This window comes from Acidovorax sp. 106 (genome assembly GCF_003663825.1).
GTDB lineage: Bacteria > Pseudomonadota > Gammaproteobacteria > Burkholderiales > Burkholderiaceae_C > Acidovorax.
On record NZ_RCCC01000001.1, the window covers coordinates 3154513 to 3175905 of the forward strand.

Sequence of the window (21393 nt, forward strand, 5' to 3'; positions counted from 1 at the left end):
GGCTGTGCGCTGGCTGGCTTGGGTGCCAGCAGCGTCACAGCGCTGTCAAACTGTCTTTACACACTCGTGGTTTTGTTTCTTCCTGGGTTCCCCATGTCGATAAAGACCTTTGTGTTCCGCTCTGCTCACCCCGCCCAGCACGGGCACCCTGGGCACTTGTCGCGCCGCACCGCCGCGCTGGGCGTGGTGGCCATCGCCACATCTGCGGCCCTGCTCACTGCCTGCGGTGGCAGCGATGGTGGCCCGTCCAACGCCGGTGCCACGGCCACCCTGGCAGTGCTGGAGACGACCGACCTGCACTTCAACGTGCGCAGCTACGACTACTTCAAGCTGGCCGAGGACAAGAGCTATGGCTTTGAGCGCACCGCGACGCTGGTGCGTGCCGCGCGCAAAGAGTTTGCCAACACCTTGCTGGTGGACAACGGCGACACCATCCAGGGCACCGCGCTGGCCGACTACGAGGCCACCATCAGCCCCATCCCCTGCACGCAACAACTGTCGATGTACAAGGCCATGGGCGCCCTGGGCTTTGACGCGGGTACGCTGGGCAACCACGAGTTCAACTACGGCCTGCCCTTTTTGAACCAGGTGCTGGGCGGTGGGCTGGATGTGGACGGTGTGGACGCCACCAAGAAATGCGCAGGCGCGGGCTACCCCGCTGTTCTGGCCAACGTGTATAGCAGCAAGACCAAGAAGCCGCTGGTGCAGCCCTACACGCTGCTGGAGCGCACGGTGGTGGCCAAAGGCACTGACGGCAATGAGGTGAAGCTGCCCATCAAGATCGGCGTGATCGGCTTCACGACCCCTGGCATCATGAACTGGGACAAGCGCTACCTCGAAGGCAAGGTCTACACCGAAGGCGCGGTCGAGTCGGCCACCAAGTACGTGCCCGAGCTGCGCGCCAAGGGCGCTGACATCGTCGTGGCGCTGCTGCACGGCGGGCTCGATAGCGCGGCCTACTCGCCCACCATGGAGAACCCCGGCCTGCACCTGTCGAAGGTTGCGGGTATCGATGCGATGGTGATGGGCCACCAGCACGGTGTGTTCCCTGACACGGCAGCCACCCCCAGCTTCAACCTGCCAGGCGTGGACCACAAGGCGGGCACCATCAATGGCGTGCCCGCTGTGATGGCCAGCTCGTGGGGCAAGGCCCTGGGCGTGGTGCAACTGGCGCTGCAATGGGATGGCAGCAAGTGGGTGGTCAACAAGACCGCCAGCAAGAGCGAGCTGCGCAACATCCAGAGCAAGAACGCCGCAGGCGCCACGGTCTATGTGGATGCGGACGCCACCATTGCCCCACTGATCGAGACGCAGCACCAGGCTGCGATCAAGTATGTGAAGACACCCATCGGTCAGACCGACTTCCGCATGAGCACGCTGTTTGCCGATGTGGGTGACCCAGGCGCGATCCAGATCGTCAACCAGGCCCAGCAGACTTACGTGGCCACCTACATCAAGGCCAATCTGCCGCAGTACGCCGCATTGCCGGTGCTGTCGGTCAGTGCGCCGTTCAAGAGCGGCTTCCAGGGCGGGGCGGACTACACCGACGTGGCGGTGGGCCCACTGGCCATCAACAACGCGGCCGACTTGTACCTGTACCCCAACACCGTGTACGCGGTGAAGGTGAACGGCGCCGACATCAAGAACTGGCTGGAAGCCGCTGCCCAGCGCTTCAACCAGATCGACCCGGCCAAGACCACCGAGCAGGCGCTCATCAGCACCTTCCCCGGCTACAACTTCGACATGTTCACCACGGCCGATGTGCAGTACGCCATTGACGTGACGCAGGCCAAGGGCAGCCGCATCAAGAACCTGACCTACCTGGGCAAGGCCATGGACCCCGCGCAGGAGTTCGTGATCGCCACCAACAACTACCGCGCCACCAGCGGCAAGAGCTTCATCGACAAGCTCGACGGCTCGGGCACGATCTGGGCCTCGCCCGATGCCAACCGCGACGTGGTGATCGAGTACATCCGCAAGAACCCCGCCGTGACGCGCACCGCCAACGGCGCCGCCAAGAGCTGGCGCTTTGCCAAGGTGAGCGTGGCCGGGCCGGTGGTGTTCAGCTCGGGCGCTAACGGGCTGGCCGTGGCGCAGGCTGCAGGCCTGGCCAATGTGAGCCTGGTGGCGGCGGACGATGGCAGTGGCAAGGGCACTTCCAAGTACGCCGTGGATTTGTCCAAGTAAGCCGGTCGGCCGTCCGCCTGATGGGCGGGCGGCTGCTGAGGTATCGGATGGGAGCCACCCCGTAGGCATCTATGGGGTGGCTTTGCTTTTGCTATTAAATATATAGCTGCTAGCGCTTGTGGTTAAAGCGCTATAGCCTGTTTCAATAAAAATTCAGGGCCTCAGGTGTTGCGCCCGCCCGCAGGCTGCAGCAGCACCAGCAGCGCCCCGGCGCCGCCATCCATGGGGCGGGCCTGCACAAAGGCCAGCACTTCCTTCTTTTGCACCAGCCAGCCCTGCACGCGCCCTTTGAGCACTGGGCTTTTGCCGGGCGAGCCCAGGCCCTTGCCGTGCACCACGCGCACGCAGCGCACGCCCAGCTTGTGGGCATGGCGAATGAAGTCGCCCAGGGCCTCGCGGGCCTCATCCACGCGCAGGCCGTGCAGGTCCAGCTGGCGCTGAATGCTCCAGTGGCCTGACCGCAGGCGGCGCGTGATCTCCACCCCGATGCCCGTGCGGCGAAAGCTCAGCTGGTCATCGGTGTCGAGCAAGGTGCTCACGTCAAAGTCATCGCTGATGGATTCCATCAGCACCCGTTCTTCGTCCAGCCAGTGCTGCACCGGCAGGGGCGGGGGCAGCTGCGGCTCCAGTTGCGCCAGGTTGGGCTGGGGCAGGGGCGTGATGGGCCCTACGGCGCGGCTGAACAGGGTGCGTTCGGCCGCTTGTCGGGCCGCAGCTTCGCGGCGGGCCTGCGCCTCGGCTTCAGCGCGCTGTTGCTCTTCGCGCAGTTGTCGGGCCACGGTGGCCAGGTCGTGCAAATCGTGCAGGCGCACGCTGGGGCGGCGCGGGGCGGCGGGCGTGCGCCGGGCCTTGGTGGGCTGTGTTGTGCCTTGCGCGCCTGGGGTGTTAGGCAACGGTGCGCGCGGCGGTGTTTGGCGCCAGGCTTGCAGCGCCGCCGTGCGGGCTGCGGCGGCCGACCGGCGCGCTGCGCGAGAGGGGGATGCTGGCGTCTTCGCGGCTTGTTTTGTGGGTTCTTTGGCAGGTCCGGCGGGCTGCGCCGCGCGTGTCAAAGCGGCGGCCAGGGCGCCACCCAGCTCTGGCGCCGTGGGGGCTGCGGGCGGCTGCCGTGGCGGGGTGGGCTGCGTCACACCAGCCCCTGTTCTGCCATCGACAAGGCCTGGCCCGGCGCCACGATGACGTGGTCCAGCACACGCACATCCACCAGCGCCAGCGTGGTTTTGAGGGTCTGCGTCAGCGCCTCGTCGGCCCGGCTGGGCTGCACGCTGCCGCTGGGGTGGTTGTGGGCCAGCACCACGGCGGCGGCCTGGTGGTGCAGGGCGCGCAGCACCACTTCGCGGGGGTAGACGCTGGTTTGCGTGAGCGTGCCGCGAAACAGCTCCTCCAGCGCCAGCAGGCGGTTTTGCGCGTCCAGAAACAGCACCGCAAACACCTCGTGCCCCTTGGCGGCCAGATGCAGTTGCAGGTAGTGCTTGACGGCGTTGGGCGAGTCGAACACCTCGCGCTCGCGCAGTTGCTGGGCCAGGGCCCGGCGGGCGAGTTCGAGCACGGCGACCAGCTCGGCGCGCTTGGCAGGGCCCAGGCCCTTGATGCGTTCCAGGTCGGCCGCGCTGGTGTTCAGCAGCCCGGCAATACCGCCAAAGCCGCCGGTGAGGTGGCCCGTATCCGGGTCTAGGGCAGGCGGATCCAGCAGCTCCTGCGCCATTTGCAGCACGCCTTTGCCCACGATGCCGGTGCGCAGCAAGATGGCCAGCAGCTCGGCATCGGCCAGAGCGGCGGGGCCACGGGCCAGCAGTTTTTCGCGCGGCTGGGCGTCGGTGGGCAGGTCTTTGATGGCCATGGCGCGGGTCTGTTGCTGAGGTGGGGGAGGGCGGGCTGGTCGGGTGGCTGGGCGCACAGCCCAGTCGGAGATCAGTAGGGGTTTGCCCGGTTTTCTACAATCGGGGCAGTTTATCGGGACTTTCATGACCACTACAGCCGCCCCACTTCCCGCCGTTCCAACCGTTCAGCCCGGTTCCTTTCTCACCTTGCATTACCGCCTGGCAGGCCCTGCCGGTGATGTGATCAACACCTTCACCGACAAGCCCGCCACGCTGTCGCTGGGCACAGGCGAGCTGTCGCCCGCCATGGAGCAGCGCCTGCTGGGCCTGCCCGAAGGCACGCGCACCACGTTTGAGCTGCCTGCGGGCGAGGCCTTTGGTGAGCGCAATGCCGACATGCAGCAATGGGTGGCGCGCAAGCTGCTGAGCGAGCTGGGCGACCCGGATGAGAAGTACAACGTGGGCGATGTGGTGCAGTTCCCCACCCCCGACGGCCTGGGCAGCTATGCCGGCGCCGTGCAGCAAGTGCGAGAAGACGGCGCCGTGCTGTTTGACTTCAACCACCCGCTGGCAGGCCAGCCGGTCACGTTTGAAGTGCAATTGATCGGGATTTTGTAATGATCAGCCCCCAGGAGATTTTGCTGGCCGAGCCGCGCGGCTTTTGCGCGGGCGTGGACCGCGCCATCGAGATCGTTGAGCGTGCCATCCAGAAATTTGGCGCGCCCATCTATGTGCGCCACGAAATCGTGCACAACACCTATGTGGTGAACGACCTCAAGGCCAAGGGCGCCATCTTCATCGAAGAGTTGTCGGACGTGCCGCCCGGCGCCACGCTGGTCTTCAGCGCCCACGGTGTGAGCCGTGCGGTGCAATTGGAAGCCGAGCAGCGCGGCTTCAGCATTTTTGACGCCACCTGCCCCCTGGTGACCAAGGTGCACGTCGAGGTGGCCAAGCTCGCCAAAGAGGGCTACGAGTTCATCATGATCGGCCACAAGGGGCACCCCGAGGTCGAAGGCACCATGGGCCAGCTGGACCACGGCATTCACTTGGTGGAAGACGTGGAAGACGTTGCCCGCGTGCAGCCCGCGCAGACGGCCAAGCTGGCCGTGGTGACCCAGACCACATTGAGCGTGGACGATGCCGCCGAGATCACGGCAGCGGTGCGCGCGCGCTTTCCGAGCGTGCGCGAGCCCAAGCAGCAAGACATCTGCTACGCCACGCAAAACCGCCAGGACGCGGTGAAGGTGCTGAGTCCGCAGGTGGATGTGGTGATTGTGGTGGGCAGCCCCACCAGCTCCAACAGCAACCGCCTGCGTGAGCTGGCGGCGCGCCTGGGCACCCAGGCTTACATGGTCGACAGCGCCGAAGAACTGCGCACCGAGTGGTTTGCGGGCGCGGCCCGCGTGGGCCTGACGGCAGGGGCGTCGGCACCAGAAATCCTGGTGCAACAGGTCATCGACCGCATCAAGGCGCTGGGCGCGGTGTCGGTGCGCAGCATGTCGGGCATTGAAGAAACCATCAAGTTCCCGCTGCCCAAGGGCCTGAAGATCGACGCGGCCACGGGGCTGGAGATCACTCAGCGCATGCCAGAGACGGGCCCGGCAGCGCATTGAGGTGTTTGCTATTTATTTAATAGCTGCTAGCGCTTTCTGGTAGGGCGCTAGAGTCATTTTTGACTTAGGAGTGGTCAGGCGCAGGCCCGCTCCACAAATCCAGCGGCGGGTCTGCCGCCACGGCGCGCAGGATGTCGGTGCGCGAGATGAACCCGGCCAGCACGCCCGCCTCGTCGGTCACAGGCAAACCCGGCAGGCCGGTAGACAGCAACACACCCGCCACCCGGCGCAAGGCGGTGTCTGCCGCTACGGCAGGCACGGGGGTGAGCATGACTTCGGAGACCGGGCGGCGCGCCAGCTCAATCGCCTCCTTCACGGCCCCCGGCTCGGGCAGCAAGTCCAGCGGCGCCATGTCGGCCCGCAACAGCAGGCCCACCACGCGGCCCAGCTCGTCGACCACGGGGGCCTGCGCCACGCGGTGTTCGGCCAGCGTTTGCCAGGCGTCGTTCACGCGCATGGACGGCGCCACGCTCAACGCCCCGTGGCTCATCACATCGCTCACCAGCGTCAGCGGCTCGCGCCGCCGCTGGGGCCCCTGCCCGGTCTGGATGTAAGCGGCCACGGCGTCGTGCAGCCGCAGGTTCACCACGGGCGCGTGTTCGCGCGCCAAGGGGGCTGGCGCAGGGGCTGCGTTGGCCTCGGCGTCCATACTGCGAGTACGCAGCGCCTGCGGTCGGCCCACGGGCCGCACCGCTGCGATCTGGCTCAGGTTTTCAGGGCCGCCCCGGTAGATCTGGCCCGAAGGGCCGAACACAAAAAACATCACCACCTCCTGTGGGCTGTGCACGCGCCCAACCCTGCACACATGGTATCGGCATGCGGGTGCGGCCCGTTAAGGCGGGTTCGGCGCCGCTCAGGCGCAGGCTTGGGGCTCGGTCTTGGTGTGAAGGAGGGGTTCTACACTCTGCCCACCTTTCATGACCGGAGCCTTCTTTGATGATTGACCGTGCTGCCATCTCTGCCGCCCGCCAGCGCCTGGCGCTTCACCCCCATTTTTTGCGCACCACGCCCCTGTTGCGCCTGCCCGGGCAGGCGTTGGGCGTGGACTGTGCAGAGGTCTGGCTCAAGCTGGAGCACCTGCAAGTGGGCGGCAGCTTCAAGGCCCGCGGCATGCTGTACCGCCTGCTGGCCAACCCGGTGCCCGACAGCGGCGTGATCATTGCCTCAGGCGGCAACGCAGGCATTGCCGTGGCGGCCGCAGCGCAGGCCCTGGGTGTGCGCTGTGAAGTCTTTGTGCCCGAGGTCTCGCCCGAGGCCAAGCGCGCCCGCCTGCGTGCGCTGGGTGCCGAAGTGGTGGTCACCGGTGCGGCTTACTCCGAAGCGTTTGAGGCCTGCGTGGCGCGCCAGCAAGCCACCGGCGCATTGCAAGCCCATGCCTACGACCAGCCCGAGGTGGTGGCCGGAGCAGGCACCCTGGCGCTGGAGCTGGAAGAACAAGCCGGCCGCCTGCCCGACACGGTACTGGTCAGCGTGGGCGGCGGTGGCCTGATCGGCGGCGTGGCCGCGTGGGTCGAGAGCCGCGCCCATGTGGTGGCCCTCGAGCCCGAGGGAGCGCCTACGCTGCATGCCGCGCGCGCTGCGGGCCAGCCCGTGGACGTGGCGGTGGGTGGCGTGGCCGCAGATTCCCTGGGGGCCAAACGCATCGGTGCCATCGGCTGGGAGGTGAGCCAGCGCCACGTGCACGATGCCTTGCTGCTGCCCGACGAAGCCATCCGCGCCGCCCAGTTGTGGCTGTGGAAAGAGCTGAAACTGGCCGTGGAACCCGCTGCCGCGCTGGGCCTGGCCGCGCTGCAAACCGGCGCCTACAAGAGCCAGCCGCAGGAGACCGTGGCGTTGATCCTGTGCGGTGCGAATTTTGATCCGACAACGCTGGCCTGAGCCCAGCGCCGAGCGCCCCTTTAAAATCCTCACATGCTTGACATCCTCCTCCTCCGCAAAGACCTCGACACCGCGATCGCGCGTCTGGAAACCCGCAAAAAGCCCCAGGCCTTCCTGAACGTGGAAGCGTTCCAGGCACTGGAATCCGAACGCAAGACGCTGCAGACCCGCACCGAAGAGCTGCAAGCCCAGCGTAATCAGCTGTCCAAGCAGGTGGGCATGCTGATGAGCCGTGGCGACAAGGACGGTGCCGAGGCCGTCAAGGCCCAGGTCGCCGCAGGCAAGGTGGAGCTGGAGCAGTCCGCCGCCCGCCTGGAACAGATTCAGGCCGAGCTGCTGGCCATGCTGGTGGCCGTGCCCAACTTGCCGCACGAATCCGTGCCCTTGGGTAGCGACGAGCATGGCAACGTGGAAGTGCGCCGCTGGGGCACGCCTGCCAGCTTCGACTTTGAAGTGAAGGACCACGTGGATGTGGGCACCCCACTGGGCCTGGACTTTGACATGGGCGTCAAGCTCTCGGGCTCGCGGTTCACTGTCATGAAGGGCACCATCGCCCGCCTGCACCGCGCGCTCAGCCAGTTCATGCTGGACGTGCAGACGCAAGAGCACGGCTATACCGAGTGCTATGTGCCCTACGCTGTGAATGCCGATTCGCTCAAAGGCACGGGCCAGTTGCCCAAGTTTGAAGGCGACCTGTTCGCCGCCAAAAAGGGCGGACAAGACGGCGAGCCCGTGCCCGACAACGCGGCGCTGTACCTCATCCCCACCAGCGAAGTGCCGCTGACCAACTTTGTGCGCGATGTGGTGGTGGCCGAAGACCAGCTGCCCATCAAGCTCACGGCCCACACACCGTGCTTTCGCTCTGAAGCGGGCAGCTATGGCCGTGACACGCGTGGCATGATCCGCCAGCACCAGTTCGACAAGGTCGAGATGGTGCAGATCGTGCACCCTGAAAAGAGCTACGAAGCGCTGGAAGAAATGACCCGGCACGCCGAAGCCGTGCTGCAAAAGCTGGGCTTGCCTTACCGCGTGATGAGCCTGTGCACCGGCGACATGGGCTTTGGCGCTGCCAAGACCTACGACTTGGAGGTGTGGCTGCCCGCGCAAAACACCTACCGCGAGATCAGCTCGGTGAGCAACTGCGAAGCCTTCCAGGCCCGCCGCCTGCAAGCCCGCTTCAAGAACGCCCAGGGCAAGAACGAGCTGCTGCACACCTTGAACGGCTCGGGCCTGGCCGTAGGCCGCACCCTGGTGGCCGTGCTGGAAAACTATCAGCGTGCGGATGGAACCGTCGAGGTTCCGGCCGTTCTCCGTCCCTACATGGGTGGAGTGTCGGAGCTTGCTCCGCAGGCTTGAGCACAAACCTCTGCTGAGCTTCTTGCACAACGGGCCTTCGGGCCCGTTTTTCATGCCCGGTAGGTATTAGGGTGACGCCGCCAGCAGCTTCCTGTGCGTTGTGGTGCAATCCGTTGCCGCAGCGGGCGCCGTGCCGCAGCGTCACGAACCCCCCCACCTACCAGGACCGATTTCCATGACCTATCCCATGCACACCTCCAGCGTCCCCGTGTTTCGCCAGATGTTGGGCGCTTTGAAGGACGTGCTTGCCAAGACCGAGGCCCACGCCACCGCCCGCAAGATCGAGCCCGACGCCCTGCTGCAAGCCCGGCTCTACCCCGACATGTTCCCCATGGCCCGCCAGGTGCTGATCGCTTGCGACTTCGCGAAGGGCGTCTGCGCCCGTCTGGCTGGTGTTGAGGTGCCCTCTTATCCTGATGGCGAGCGCCCGGGCTTTGCAGAGCTGAATGAACGCATTGACACCGTGCTGGCGTTCATCGAAGGCCTGCCCGCCGAGAACTTTGCCGAAGCCGCCACCCGCCAGATCACCCTGCAGCCCGGCACCCCGCGTGAAAAGCAGTTTGTGGGCCAGGCCTACTTGTTGCACTACGGTTTGCCGCAATTCTTCTTCCACGCCACCACCGCCTATGCGCTGGCACGCCACAACGGGGTGGAAGTGGGCAAGCGCGACTACATGGGCAAGGTCTGAGCGAACACTGCGCCCAGTGCCGAGCGTGCACCCGCGCTCGTTAAGCGAGAGCAGGTGCGTGCTGTTCAAAAAAGCTTGCTATAATCGCAGGCTTCGACACATTGGAGAGGTGGCAGAGTGGTCGAATGTACCTGACTCGAAATCAGGCGTAGTGGCAACACTACCGTGGGTTCGAATCCCACCCTCTCCGCCATTAGGCAAACAGACAAGCACCCCTCGGGGTGCTTTTTTGTTTCTGCCCACATTTCCACCCTGCTCTGGGGTGGTGAATCAAAACCCCCGTCCCATCAATCGATGAGTTGCCCATCCGGCTCATGGAATGGGAACGGCCCTTCAAATGACCCACTGGCTGCCAAATGAGACACCATGCGCGCCCCGCGTGGCAGGGCGTGGATGGCGAAGCCTGGGGGCTCCAGCATCCAGGTGGATGGCGCTTGCGGCGACAGGTCCAGGCTGACCTGGTGCGCGGGGGCGGGGACGGTGGAGGCGATGCTGCCGCCAAAGCGCACCTGGATGCTGCGGTGCAGGTGGCCGCAAATGACGCGCTCGACGTTGGGGTGGCGGGCCACGATGGCCTCTAGCGCCTGGGCGCCTTCGAGCAGACCAATCTTGTCCATGTGGCCGATCAGTGTTTGAAACGGCGGGTGGTGCATGGCGATGACCACGGGGCGGTGGCTCTGGCGCTCTAGCTCGGCCTCCAGCCACGCAAGGCGCTGGGTGCACAGGCTGCCTGCGCTGGCCCCGGGCACCACGGTGTCCAGCGCAATCAACTGCATTTCGCCCACGGGTACGCTGTATTGCACAAACCCGTCGTGGCCCAGGTAATGGGCGTGTTCTGGAAAGCTGGCGCGCAGTTGGCTGCGATCGTCGTGGTTGCCCGGCAGCAGGTAGATGGGCATGGACCCCAGCGGGGCCAGCAGGGCGCGCAGGTGGTCGTACTCGGCTGCGCGGCCAAAGTCGGTCAGGTCGCCGGTGATGACCACGGCATCGGGGCGCTGGGGCAGGCGGGTGATGCTGTGCACCGCCTGCTGCAGGTACGGTGCCGTGTTGATGCGGCCATAGGCCAGGCGGCCTGGCTCGCGGATGTGCAGGTCAGACAGTTGCAGCAGCAAGGTGGTGGTCATGGCGTGGTCTCCTCGGCCAAGGGCATCAGGCGTTCGGGGTGGATGCGGATGCCGACGGTGTCGCCCGTGCGTGCAGGGTGGTCGCGGGCCACATCGGCGCGCAGCAGGCTGCTTTGGTCGACCACGCGCAGGCTGAGCTGCACGCGGTCGCCCAGAAAGCTGCGCTGAATAACCTCTGCACGGCCCCAGGCCATGGTGAATGCGTCGCCTGTGGTGTCCAGGGCCACTTCCAGGTCTTCAGGGCGTGCCAGCAAGGTGTCCAGCCCTTGGCAGGATACGGGGCAGGGCAGGTCGATGCCGCCCAGGGGCAGCACCTGGCGGTCGCGGGCAGCGGCGTCGCGTTCAAGGCGATTGACTTTGCCCAGAAAGGCCGCCACAAACGGGTGCGCCGGGGTGCGGTACAGCGTCTCGCCATCGCCCACTTGCACGATGTGGCCCGCACGCATCACGGCCAGCCGGTCGGCAATGGCCAGGGCTTCTTGCTGGTCGTGCGTGACGTGGATGGCGGTGATGTGCAGGCGGCGCAGCAGCTCGGCCAGCTCGTCGCGCAGCGATTCTTTGAGCTTGGCATCCAGCGCCGTGAGTGGCTCGTCCAGCAGCAGCACGCGCGGGCGCACGGCCACGGCGCGGGCCAGGGCCACGCGCTGGCGTTGGCCGCCCGATAGCTCGGCGGGGCGTTTTTTCTCCAGGCCGTTCAGGCGCACCAGGTCGACCAGCTCGCCCACCGTGCGGCGGCGCTCGTCTTCGGCCACTCCGCGAATCTTGAGGCCGTAGCCAATGTTGGCCTCCACGCTCATCTGCGGAAACAGCGCGTAGTGCTGGAACACCATGCCCACGCCGCGCCGCTCAATGGGCAACTGCGTCACATCGGTGCCACCAAAGGCGATACGGCTGCCTGCATCGGGGGCCTCCAGCCCCGCAATCAGGCGCAGCAGCGTGGTCTTGCCGCAGCCCGAGGGACCGAGCAGCGCGAGCACTTCGCCGGGCTCCACCACCAAGTCGGTGGGCTGTAGGCCGCGTGTGCCGTCGGCATAGGTTTTGGCGCACTGGACGATGTCCACGCGCGTGCGTTCAAGTTCCATGGTGTTTTTCGATGAGGGCGCCGATGGCCTGAAGGCCCCAGAGCACGGGCAGGATGACGATGAGGAAGACCAGCGTGTAGGCCGATCCGATTTCGATGCGCATGGAGGCATAGCTGTCGGCCAGGCCCACGGGCAGCGTGCGGGTGAGCGGCGTGTGCAGCATCCAGGTGAGGTTGAATTCGCCCACCGACAGCGTGAACACCATCAGGCTGCCGGCCACGATGGCGGGCAGCACGGCGGGCACCAGCACGCCCAAAAAGCGCTGGGCAAAGCTGGCGCCCAGCGAGCGCGCAGCCTCTTCGAGCGCGCGCAGCTCACCCTTGCGAAAGGCCGCACCCACGGTGCGCACCATGAAGGGCAGCGTGAACACCATGTGGCCCACGAGGATGAAGGCGAAGCTCTGGCGAAAGCCCGAAAGCGTGCCGTAGGCCAAGATAAGCGCCAGCGCGCTGGCCAGGCCGGGCACCGCCACGGGCAGGGTGAGCAGCTCTTCAAACCACCGCGCCGCGCGCGACGGGCTGCGCGCCAGTGCGTAGGCGCAGGGCACGCCCAGCAGCAAATTGCCCACCACGCACAGCAGTGCAATCCACAGCGACGAGGCCACCGTGCCGCCGTAAAGCTGCCAGACCTCGGCGAGCCAGCGTGTGGTGAGCCCGCTGGCCAAGCCCTTGCTGTAGTTGACCACCAGCCCCGTCATCACCGACAAGGCGATGGGGGCCAGCATGAAAAAAGCCACCAGCGTGGTGAGCGCGATGAGCAGCCAGGGGGCCTGGCGCGCGTTGCGTGGGGTGGACATCAAAACGCCTCCTTGCCGCCTACGCGGCGCGCCAGCCACAGCACCAGCCAGGTGATGAGCCCCAGCGCAATCGACAGGCTGGCCGCCAAGGAAAAGTTGGCGTAGTTGGTGAACTCGTTGTAGATGGTGATGGGCAGCACCTCAAATTTGCTGGCCAGCGTGAAGGCCGTGCCAAACGCCCCCATGGCCGTGGCGAACACGATGGCGCCGCAGGCCAGCGTGGTGGGGGCCAGCTCGGGCATCCACACATCGCGTGCCACGCGCCAGCGTGATGCGCCCAGCGAGCGTGCGGCCTCTTCCAGCTGCGCGTCCATGGCCTCGGCGGCGGCGGTGTAGGTGGTGATGGCGCGGGGCAGCGAGAAGTACAGGTACGCCAGGAACAAGCCCGTGAGCCCATAGGCAAAGGTGATGCGCTCGCCGCCCAGGTGTGCAGACAGGTCCGCCACCAACCCCTGGCGCCCGCCCAGCAAGATCATGAAGAACCCGACGATCACCCCCGGAAACGACAGCGGCAGCGTGAGCAGTGACAAGAGCAGCCTGCGCCCCGCAAACCGCTGGCGCGCCAGCGTGATGCCCACCAGGGCCCCCAGCACCAGCGTGGCCAGGGTGACGACGATGGACAGCCCCAGCGTTTGCAGCAGGCTTTGCAGGTAGCGGCCGTGGCTGAGCACGGCAAAGTAAGTCGCCCAGCCTTGGTGGGCGGGCAGCGCAATCAGCCGCGCCACCGGCAGCAGCCAGAACGCGGCAAAGAAGGCCGCCGCCGGTGCGGCGCAGGCCAGCAGCAGCGTGCGGGAAGGAGCAAAGCCGGAGCGCATGGCGGTGGCAGATTGCAAGAGGAGGTCGCTGGAGGCAGTGGCCGCAGCGGCTTACTGCACGTCCTTCAGGTAGCGCTCAGAGAACGCCTTTTGCACGGTGGCCATTTTTTGGTAGTCCACCGTCTTGGCGCGGGCGTATTCGCTGGCGGGCAGGAAGCGGGCCTGCACCTCTTTGGGCATGGCCGCCGCACGCACCGGGCGCAGGTAGGCGTTGGCCCAGATGGCCTGGCCTTCGTCCGACAGCACAAAGTCCAGCACCTTCTTGCCATCGGCTTCGTGCGGGGCGTTGGCCACCAGGCTCATCACGTAGGGCACCACCACTGTGCCTTCGGCAGGGATCACAAACTGCACGTTGGCCTGGTCCTTGTACTTGGCGCGGTAGGCGTTGAAGTCGTAGTCCAGCAAGATGGCGATTTCGCCCGACAGCACGCGGGCATACGAGGTCTGCTTGGGCACGATGGGCTCGTTCTTTTGCAGCGCCTTGAAGTAGTCGATGCCCGGGGCAAAGTTGTCCAGCGTGCCGCCGCGTGCCTGGTTCACGGCCACCGCACCCACATAGCCGACAAAGGCAGAGGCGGGGTCGAGGTAGCCGATCAGGCCCTTGTAGTCGGGCTTGAGCAAATCGGCCCACGACTTGGGCACAGGCTTACCCTTGAGGGCATCGACATTGACCATGAAACCGAGGGTGCCCGAGTGGATGGTGAACCACTGGCCGTTGGGGTCCTTGAGACCGTCAGGGATGTCGGCCCAGGCGGCGGGCTTGTAGCTGCCCACCACGCCGTCTTTTTGCGCCTGGATGGCAAAGGTGACGCCGAGGTAGGTCACGTCGGCCACGGGGCGGGCCTTCTCGGCCACCAGCTGCGCCAGCGACTGGCCCGAGTTCTTGTTGTCAGGCGGCACGGTGACGCCCGTCTTGGCCTTGATGGCCTTGATCTGGCTGCCCCAGTCGGCCCATTCGGGCGGGCAGTTGTAGCAAATGGCCGTCTGGGCCATGGCCAGGGTGGAGGCGGTGAGGCCAATGGCCAGCGCTGTGGTGCGCAAGAGGGAGGGCAGCATGGAACGCATGGGAGAAGCTCCGTGGGTTGAGGGAAAAAAGGTGAAGGAGAAATAGCGGGTGTCAGGAAGAACCGCTGGGCGCTTGGCCGCACGATTCGCCTGCACGCCAGGCATGCGGCAGCGTCAGGCTGGCTTGGGCAGGCAGCAGTGCCTGGCGGGCCATGGCCTGCACCAGCAGCTCCACACTGGCATGGCCCAGGTCGGCATTGGGCTGGGCCACGGTGCTCAGCTGCGGCGCCAGGTCTTCGCCCAGCGCAATGCCGTCAAAGCCCACCACGCTCACATCGCGCGGCACCGACAGGCCCGCCAAGTGGGCGCTGCGCAGCGCGCGGATGGCCAGCAGGTCGTTGGAGCACACCAGTGCGGTGGGGCGCTCGCGGGCTTGCAGCAGGCCGCAGATGGACTGGATGGCCGTTTCCACAAAGGGCACCTCCAGCACCGGGGCACTGGTGCCGTCGCCCAGCCCTGCTTGCGCCATACCGCGCTGAAAGCCCCGGCAGCGTTGCTGCGCGCGGTCTGAGGCGTGGAGCTGGCCTGTGACCATGGCGATGCGCCGGTGGCCCAGGCTTGCAAGGCGCGCCACCAGTTCGGCCACGGCCTGCTCGCCATCCACCGACACGCAAGGGTGCTCGGCATGCCGGTTGTAGGCCAGCACGTAGGGCAGGCCCGTGTCTGCCAGGCGGCGCAGCGCCAGGGAGGTGCCGGGGTTGGACACGGTCAGGATCATCCCGTCCACGTTGCCCGCGATGAGCAGGGACGCTGCCCGCTCTTCCTGGTCTAGCCGGTAGTCGGTGGTGAAGGGCAAGATGGCGTAGCCCGCCGCAGCCGCAGCGCGGGCAATGCCTTCAAGGCATTCGGCAAAGACCGGGTTGGTGAGGGTGGGCAGCACCACGCCCACCACGCGGCTGCGCTGCGTGCGCAGGGTGCGGGCGCTGGCATTGGGCTGGTAGCCCAGGGTGCGAGCCACCTGCGTCACATGCGCACGCGTGGCGGGGGTGACCTTGTCCGGCAGGTTGAAAACCCGCGAGACGGTGGCGACTGAGACGCCCGCAGCTTGGGCAACATCCTGGATATTCACGCAGCTCCTTGGCCTGATGTAATCGATTACATTGGGCCGCGCTCGTGTGACCTGGGTGTGACAGGACTCTGCGGGGTGGGCTTACACCGCTGCGCTGCGGTGTGGCTGGCCGACGCTCAAAAAGCGTGTGAGAGACGGCGCCAGCAAGCGTTGGATGGTGAGGTGTTTTGGGGGCACGCCAACCCCACGGGCTCTCAGGTGTAGCGCTTTTCCAGCGCGTCCCACGCAGGCTTGCCGACCAGGCGCTGGCGCTCTGCAAACGGGGTGACGAGGCCGCTGTCTTCGCGCACCTCCTTGGCGTCGCGCAGCGTGGTCAGCGCGTTTTGCATGCCCATCACCGCGCCTTGCAGCGCGGCGTTGGCGTACAGCACGATGCCGTAGCCCAGCGCGCCCAACTGGTCGGCGTTGAAGAGGGGTGTCTTGCCGCCAATCACCATGTTCATGAGCTGGGGCTTAGCGAGCCGCTGGGGCAGGGCGCGCACCTCTTCGGCCTGCGTCACGGCCTCTACAAACAAGATGTCGGCCCCCGCCTCGGCAAACTTTTGCGCACGCTCCACCGCTGCTTCAAAGCCGTGGGTTGCTGCCGCGTCGGTGCGCGCCATGATGAGGAAGTCCGGGTCGCGCCGCGCGTCCACTGCCGCCTTGATCTTGCTGACGGCCTCTTCGGTGCTGATGACCTCCTTGCCGCTGAAGTGCCCGCAGCGTTTGGGCGCGACCTGGTCTTCGAGCTGGATGCAGTCGGCCCCAGCGCGCTCCAGCGTGCGCACCGTGTGCACCACGTTCAGTGCGTTGCCAAAGCCGGTGTCGGCGTCCACGATCAGTGGCACATCGACGGCATCGCGGATGCGGGCCGTGTGGTCGGCAATCTCGTGCAGGCCCATGAAGCCCTGGTCGGGCATGCCAAACCACATATTGGTCACGCCCGCGCCGGTGATGTAAATCGCCTGGAAGCCCAGGTCGGCAATCACCTTGGCGGAGAGGGCGTTGAAGGCGCCGGGCACGATCAGGCCGTTGCGGGCTTCGACGAGTTGCTTGAGTTGTTTGCGTGTAGACATGGTGGTTTTGAATGAAAAATGCCGCTAGCACTTATAAATAAAGCGCAGGCAGCTATCAAATCAGGAGTAAGTGCTGCGGGGCTTTGGGCACCGCTCACACCTCCCGGCGAAGTGGCCCTGGCCAGGCGTTGCGTCGCAGGCATTAGGGGTACGACCAGACGAGACAACGACGCCAAGGGGGGCGCTGCTCTAAGCCAGATCGCCCGGCACCCTCACCCAGCCTTCCATCAGGATGCGTGCGCTGCGGCTCATCAGGGCCTTGGTCACCTTCCACTGGCCGTTGACCAGCGCCGCCTCGGCCCCCACGCGCAGCGTGCCGGAGGGATGGCCGAAACGCACCGACCCCGGCACGGCGTTGCGCATGCCGCCGCCCGCTGCCAGGTGGACCAGCGTGCCGGGCACTGCAGCGGCGGTGCCAATGGCCACAGCCGCCGTGCCCATCATGGCGTGGTGCAGTTTGCCCATCGACAGGGCCCGCACCAGCAGGTCCACATCGCTTGCCTGCACGGCCTTGCCGCTGGATGCCGTGTAGGCCGCAGGCGGCGCGACGAAAGCGATCTTGGGTGTGTGCTGGCGCGTGGCGGCTTCGGCCACGTCCTGGATCAAGCCCATCTTTACGGCGCCCCAGGCGCGAATGGTTTCCAGGCGGGCGAGGGCTGCCTTGTCTTCGTTGATGTCGCCCTGCAGCTCGGTGCCGGTGTAGCCTAGGTCGCGCGCGTTGAGGAAGATGGTGGGAATGCCCGCGTTGATCAGCGTGGCCTGGAACTGGCCCACGCCGGGCACCTCCAGCGCATCGACCACGTTGCCCGTGGGGAACATCGCGCCACCACCATCGCCCTCGCCTTCGTCGGCAGGGTCGAGAAACTCCAGCGCCACCTCGGCGGCCGGGAAGGTCACGCCGTCCAGCTCAAAGTCGCCCGTCTCTTGCACCTGTCCCTCGGTGATGGGCACATGCGCCACGATGGTCTTGCCGATGTTGGCCTGCCAGATGCGCACGATGCACACGCCGCTGTGCGGGACGCGCGCCGCGTCGATCAGCCCCATGTGGATGGCGCAGGGCCCCACGGCGGCCGAGAGGTTGCCGCAGTTGCCGCTCCAGTCCACAAAGGGCTGGTCGATGGACACCTGGCCAAACAGGTAGTCCACATCGTGCCCCGGCTGCGTGGCGGGCGAGAGGATCACCACCTTGGACGTGGACGAGGTGGCGCCGCCCATGCCATCGGTCTGCTTGCCATACGGATCGGGGCTGCCCACCACGCGCAGCAGCAACGCGTCGCGCGCGGGGCCTGGCAGTCGCGCGGCCTCGGGCAAGTCTTGCAGGCGAAAGAAAACGCCCTTGCTGGTGCCGCCGCGCAGGTAGGTGGCGGGGATTTTGATTTGGGGGGAGTGGATCATGGGGTGGTGTTGCAAACCCCCTCTCCCCCGGCCCCTCTCCCGCAAGGGGCGAGGGGGAAGAAAGAGGTGGCGGGTGTTTTCAATCTTTGGTTACCACTTGCGTGGGAGTCAGAGGGGAAGTCGCTGACTGCGCATGCAAGGCCGCCCATATGGCTTCGAGCACAGCGTCCGTGCGCAGCAGGATGTCGTTGTTCCAGAAACGCAGTACGCTAAAACCCTGGCTTTGCAGCCAGGCATCGCGGGCAGCGTCATGCGCTGCGCCAGCGTGCTGTCCGCCATCGGCCTCGACGATCAGGCGTTGCGCGAAATGCACGAAGTCCACGATGTAGGGGCCGAGGGGTTGCTGTCTGCGAAATTTTTGACCGTCCATGCGGTGAGCGCGCAGGTGCTTCCAGAGCAGCTGTTCCGCGTCGGTCATGTTTTGGCGCAGGTTTTTGGTGAACTGGCGTTGGTCCATGGCTGGGGCCCCCTCTCCCCCAGCCCCTCTCCCGCAAGGGGCGAGGGGAGCAAGACGGAACGTAGCGATTGTCATCACGCACGCGCTCCTGTGCTTTAGCGCAGGTTTTGGTGAACTGGCGTTGGTCCATGGCTGGGGCCCCCTCTCCCCCAGCCCCTTTCCCGCAAGGGGCGAGGGGGCAATACGGAGCGTAGCGATTGTCATCACGCGCGCCCCCCTTGGCCGAGATGAGCGAGGGGTACCAGACGGACAGCAGCGCTAGTCATCGCGCGTTAGCCCCTCTCCCCTCGTGGGAGAGGGGTTGGGGAGAGGGGGCAGCAGCCTTCGCTTCCAGAAAATCCTGCGCAAAGCGCTGCAGCACGCCGCCCGCTTCGTACACCGAGACTTCCTCTGCCGTATCGAGGCGGCAGATCACCGGCACCCGCAGCACTTCGTGATTGCGCCGGTGCACCACCAGCGTGAGGGTGGCGCGCGGCGTGCGCTCGCCCAGCACATCGTAGGTCTCTGTGCCATCCAGCCCCAGCGTCAGGCGGGTCACGCCGGGCGTGAACTCCAGCGGCAGCACGCCCATGCCGATCAGGTTGGTGCGGTGGATGCGTTCAAAGCCTTCGGCTACCACCGTCTCCACCCCAGCCAGTCGCACGCCCTTGGCGGCCCAGTCGCGACTCGACCCCTGGCCGTAGTCGGCCCCCGCGATGATTAGCAGGGGCTGGCGGCGGTGCAGGTACGTCTCCATGGCCTCCCACATGCGCACCACCCGGCCCTCGGGCTCGATGCGGGCGAGCGACCCCTTCTTCACCTGCCCATCCACCACCGCCATCTCGTTGACGAGCTGCGGGTTGGCAAACGTGGCGCGCATGGCGGTCAGGTGGTCGCCCCGGTGCGTGGCGTAGGAGTTGAAGTCCTCCTCGGGCACGCCCATCTTCGCCAAGTATTCGCCCGCCGCGCTGTCGGCCAAGATGGCGTTGGACGGCGAGAGGTGGTCGGTGGTGATGTTGTCGCCCAGCAGCGCCAGTGCGCGCATGCCCTTCAAGCTGCGCGGGCTGGCCGCCAGCGCGCCCACGCCTTCGGTGTCCCAGTACGGTGGGCGGCGGATGTAGGTGGACTGCGCTCGCCAGTCGTACTGCGGGCTCACAGCCTCGCCATCGTCCTGCCGTATCGCGAACATGGGCTCGTACACGGCGCGGAACTGCGCGGGCTTCACCGCCTGGGCCACGATGGTGTCGATCTCTGCATCGCTGGGCCACAGGTCCTTCAGGCGCACGGGTTGGCCATCCACCACGGCGAACGCATCGTTCTCAATGTCAAAGCGCACCGTGCCCGCAAGGGCGTAGGCCACCACCAGCGGCGGGCTGGCCAGGAAGGCCTGCTTGGCGTAGGGGTGGATGCGCCCATCGAAGTTGCGGTTGCCCGATAGCACGGCCGTGGCGTACAGGTCGCGGTCAATGATCTCTTGCTGGATGGCGGGGTCGAGCGCGCCGCTCATGCCGTTGCAGGTGGTGCAGGCAAAGGCCACGATGCCAAAGCCCAGCGCCTCCAGGTCGGCCAGCAGACCGGCCTCTTTCAAATACAGCTCTACCGCTTTGGAGCCGGGCGCGAGCGAGGTCTTGACCCACGGCTTGCGCGCCAGGCCCAGGCGGCGGGCGTTGCGCGCCAGCAGGGCGGCGGCGATGACGTTGCGCGGGTTGCTGGTGTTGGTGCAGCTGGTGATGGCCGCGATGACCACGGCGCCATCGGGCATGCGGCCGGGCTCTTGCACCCAGGGGGCGGCAATGCCGCGCTCGGCCAACGCGCTGGTGGGCAGGCGGCGGTGCGGGTTGCTGGGGCCCGCCATGTTGCGCACCACGCTGCTGAGGTCAAAGCGCAGCACGCGCTCGTACTGCACCTCGTGCAGCGTGTCGGCCCACAGGCCCGCAGCCTTGGCATAGGTCTCCACCAGCTGCACCTGGGATTCCTCGCGGCCTGTCAGGCGCAGGTACTGCAGCGTCTGCGCATCGATGGCAAAGAGCGCTGCGGTGGCGCCGTACTCGGGGCACATGTTGCTGATGGTGGCGCGGTCGCCAATCGACAGGCTCTCGGCGCCTGCGCCGTAGAACTCCACGTAGGCGCCCACCACCTTCTCGTGGCGCAAAAATTCGGTGAGCGCCAGCACGATGTCGGTGGCGGTGATGCCGCTTGGGCGCTGGCCCGTCAGCTCCACGCCCACGATATCGGGCAGGCGCATCCAGCTGGCGCGGCCCAGCATCACGTTCTCGGCTTCGAGCCCGCCCACGCCCACGGCGATCACGCCCAGCGCATCCACATGGGGCGTGTGGCTGTCGGTGCCCACGCAGGTGTCGGGGAACGCAACGCCCTCTTGCACGTACACGACAGGCGACATTTTTTCGAGGTTGATCTGGTGCATGATCCCGTTGCCCGCCGGGATCACCTCCACGTTGGCAAAGGCTTTCTTCGTCCACTCGATGAAGTGAAAGCGGTCCTCGTTGCGGCGGTCTTCAATGGCGCGGTTCTTGGCAAAGGCATCGGGGTCAAAGCCACCGCACTCCACGGCCAGCGAGTGGTCCACGATGAGCTGCACCGGCACCACCGGGTTCACCGCTGCCGGGTCGCCCCCTTCTTTCGCAATCGCATCGCGCAGGCCCGCCAGGTCCACCAGCGCCGTCTGGCCCAGGATGTCGTGGCACACCACGCGCACGGGGTACCAAGGGAAGTCGATGGTGCGCTGGCGCTCGATGAGCTGGCGCAGGTAGGTGGCGAGCTGGGCAGGGTCGGCGCGGCGCACCAGGTTTTCGGCGTGCACGCGGGCGGTGTAGGGCAGGGCGGCCCAGGCTCCAGGCTGGAGCTGTTCGACCGCCTCGCGGGCGTCGAAGTACTGCAGCGGGGTGCCGGGGAGAGGCTTGCGGTAGGCGGTGTTCGTCATGGGGCGGAATAGTCACTATGTTTTTGATAGCTGCCTGCGCTGTATTGGCGTCATTTTCTTTCATTAATGGCTTGAA

The 21393-nt window shown here is 66.3% G+C and carries 19 protein-coding genes and 1 tRNA gene; 7 read left to right on the plus strand and 13 right to left on the minus strand.

The genetic code is table 11. From position 1 onward, the window contains the following. Nucleotides 1-93: 93 nt before the first annotated feature. The gene (locus tag C8C98_RS14085) at nt 94-2187 is read left to right on the plus strand and encodes a bifunctional 2',3'-cyclic-nucleotide 2'-phosphodiesterase/3'-nucleotidase (protein WP_233574549.1); all 2094 of its coding nucleotides are present in this window, start codon (nt 94-96) and stop codon (nt 2185-2187) included. Between the two features lie 161 nt (nt 2188-2348). Here the strand turns inward: C8C98_RS14085 and C8C98_RS14090 are convergent, their stop codons facing one another. Both C8C98_RS14090 and radC read right to left on the minus strand, forming a co-directional pair. Then, on the minus strand, nt 2349-2999 hold the full coding sequence (locus C8C98_RS14090; RefSeq protein ID WP_233574688.1) for a Smr/MutS family protein: 651 nt from the start codon (nt 2997-2999) through the stop codon (nt 2349-2351). A gap of 311 nt (nt 3000-3310) precedes the next feature. Continuing rightward, nucleotides 3311-4024, minus strand: a complete 714-nt coding sequence (gene radC, locus C8C98_RS14095; RefSeq protein WP_121454785.1) for a DNA repair protein RadC — start codon at nt 4022-4024, stop codon at nt 3311-3313. A gap of 124 nt (nt 4025-4148) precedes the next feature. Between radC and C8C98_RS14100 the strand changes: the two genes are divergently transcribed. Both C8C98_RS14100 and ispH read left to right on the plus strand, forming a co-directional pair. Beyond that, nucleotides 4149-4622, plus strand: coding sequence for a peptidylprolyl isomerase (locus tag C8C98_RS14100; protein WP_121454786.1), 474 nt, complete (start codon nt 4149-4151; stop codon nt 4620-4622). Further along, nucleotides 4622-5617, plus strand: a complete 996-nt coding sequence (gene ispH, locus C8C98_RS14105; RefSeq protein WP_121454787.1) for a 4-hydroxy-3-methylbut-2-enyl diphosphate reductase — start codon at nt 4622-4624, stop codon at nt 5615-5617. Before C8C98_RS14100 ends, ispH begins: the two co-directional genes overlap by 1 nt. A 64-nt stretch (nt 5618-5681) precedes the next feature. Here ispH and C8C98_RS14110 read toward each other — a convergent pair whose 3' ends face one another. Beyond that, nucleotides 5682-6380 (minus strand): HPP family protein, encoded by a 699-nt coding sequence (locus C8C98_RS14110; protein ID WP_121456272.1) that lies wholly within the window; start codon nt 6378-6380, stop codon nt 5682-5684. Between the two features lie 173 nt (nt 6381-6553). Here C8C98_RS14110 and C8C98_RS14115 point away from each other — a divergent pair, with 173 nt between their 5' ends. The 4 genes from C8C98_RS14115 to C8C98_RS14130 all read left to right on the plus strand — a co-directional run bounded on the left by C8C98_RS14115 (nt 6554) and on the right by C8C98_RS14130 (nt 9732). Further along, nucleotides 6554-7495 carry a threonine/serine dehydratase gene (locus tag C8C98_RS14115; RefSeq protein ID WP_121454788.1) on the plus strand — a complete coding sequence of 314 codons (942 nt, stop codon included), beginning with the start codon at nt 6554-6556 and terminating at the stop codon, nt 7493-7495. A 33-nt stretch (nt 7496-7528) separates the two neighbouring features. Further along, nucleotides 7529-8851: a serine--tRNA ligase gene (gene serS / locus C8C98_RS14120; RefSeq protein WP_121454789.1), complete on the plus strand. Its 1323-nt coding sequence runs from the start codon at nt 7529-7531 to the stop codon at nt 8849-8851. Nucleotides 8852-9026: 175 nt separating this feature from the next. Further along, complete coding sequence (locus tag C8C98_RS14125; RefSeq protein ID WP_121454790.1) at nt 9027-9539, plus strand: DUF1993 family protein; 513 nt, start codon at nt 9027-9029, stop codon at nt 9537-9539. Between the two features lie 103 nt (nt 9540-9642). After that, a tRNA-Ser gene (locus tag C8C98_RS14130) sits at nt 9643-9732 on the plus strand. A 94-nt stretch (nt 9733-9826) separates the two neighbouring features. Here the strand turns inward: C8C98_RS14130 and C8C98_RS14135 are convergent. From C8C98_RS14135 to acnD, 10 genes are all read right to left on the minus strand, one after another. Beyond that, the gene (locus C8C98_RS14135) at nt 9827-10663 is read right to left on the minus strand and encodes a phosphodiesterase (protein WP_121454791.1); all 837 of its coding nucleotides are present in this window, start codon (nt 10661-10663) and stop codon (nt 9827-9829) included. Further along, nucleotides 10660-11745: an ABC transporter ATP-binding protein gene (locus C8C98_RS14140; protein WP_121454792.1), complete on the minus strand. Its 1086-nt coding sequence runs from the start codon at nt 11743-11745 to the stop codon at nt 10660-10662. Before C8C98_RS14140 ends, C8C98_RS14135 begins: the two co-directional genes overlap by 4 nt. Beyond that, nucleotides 11735-12541 (minus strand): ABC transporter permease, encoded by an 807-nt coding sequence (locus C8C98_RS14145; RefSeq protein ID WP_121454793.1) that lies wholly within the window; start codon nt 12539-12541, stop codon nt 11735-11737. The genes C8C98_RS14140 and C8C98_RS14145 overlap by 11 nt, the downstream gene beginning before the upstream one ends. After that, a complete protein-coding gene (locus tag C8C98_RS14150; protein WP_121454794.1) occupies nt 12541-13356 on the minus strand; it encodes an iron ABC transporter permease in 816 nt (271 codons plus the stop codon). Before C8C98_RS14150 ends, C8C98_RS14145 begins: the two co-directional genes overlap by 1 nt. 51 nt (nt 13357-13407) lie before the next feature. Beyond that, a complete protein-coding gene (locus tag C8C98_RS14155; protein ID WP_370450443.1) occupies nt 13408-14412 on the minus strand; it encodes an ABC transporter substrate-binding protein in 1005 nt (334 codons plus the stop codon). Nucleotides 14413-14473: 61 nt separating this feature from the next. After that, entirely contained in the window at nt 14474-15490 is a 1017-nt protein-coding gene (locus tag C8C98_RS14160) for a LacI family DNA-binding transcriptional regulator (protein WP_121454796.1), read from the minus strand. A 194-nt stretch (nt 15491-15684) separates the two neighbouring features. Beyond that, on the minus strand, nt 15685-16545 hold the full coding sequence (locus C8C98_RS14165) for an oxaloacetate decarboxylase (protein WP_121454797.1): 861 nt from the start codon (nt 16543-16545) through the stop codon (nt 15685-15687). Between the two features lie 189 nt (nt 16546-16734). Continuing rightward, complete coding sequence (prpF, locus tag C8C98_RS14170; protein ID WP_121454798.1) at nt 16735-17940, minus strand: 2-methylaconitate cis-trans isomerase PrpF; 1206 nt, start codon at nt 17938-17940, stop codon at nt 16735-16737. Between the two features lie 79 nt (nt 17941-18019). Further along, nucleotides 18020-18397 (minus strand): endonuclease domain-containing protein, encoded by a 378-nt coding sequence (locus tag C8C98_RS14175; RefSeq protein ID WP_121454799.1) that lies wholly within the window; start codon nt 18395-18397, stop codon nt 18020-18022. A 262-nt stretch (nt 18398-18659) separates the two neighbouring features. Beyond that, nucleotides 18660-21317, minus strand: a complete 2658-nt coding sequence (gene acnD, locus C8C98_RS14180; protein WP_121454800.1) for a Fe/S-dependent 2-methylisocitrate dehydratase AcnD — start codon at nt 21315-21317, stop codon at nt 18660-18662. Between the last annotated feature and the right edge of the window lie 76 nt (nt 21318-21393).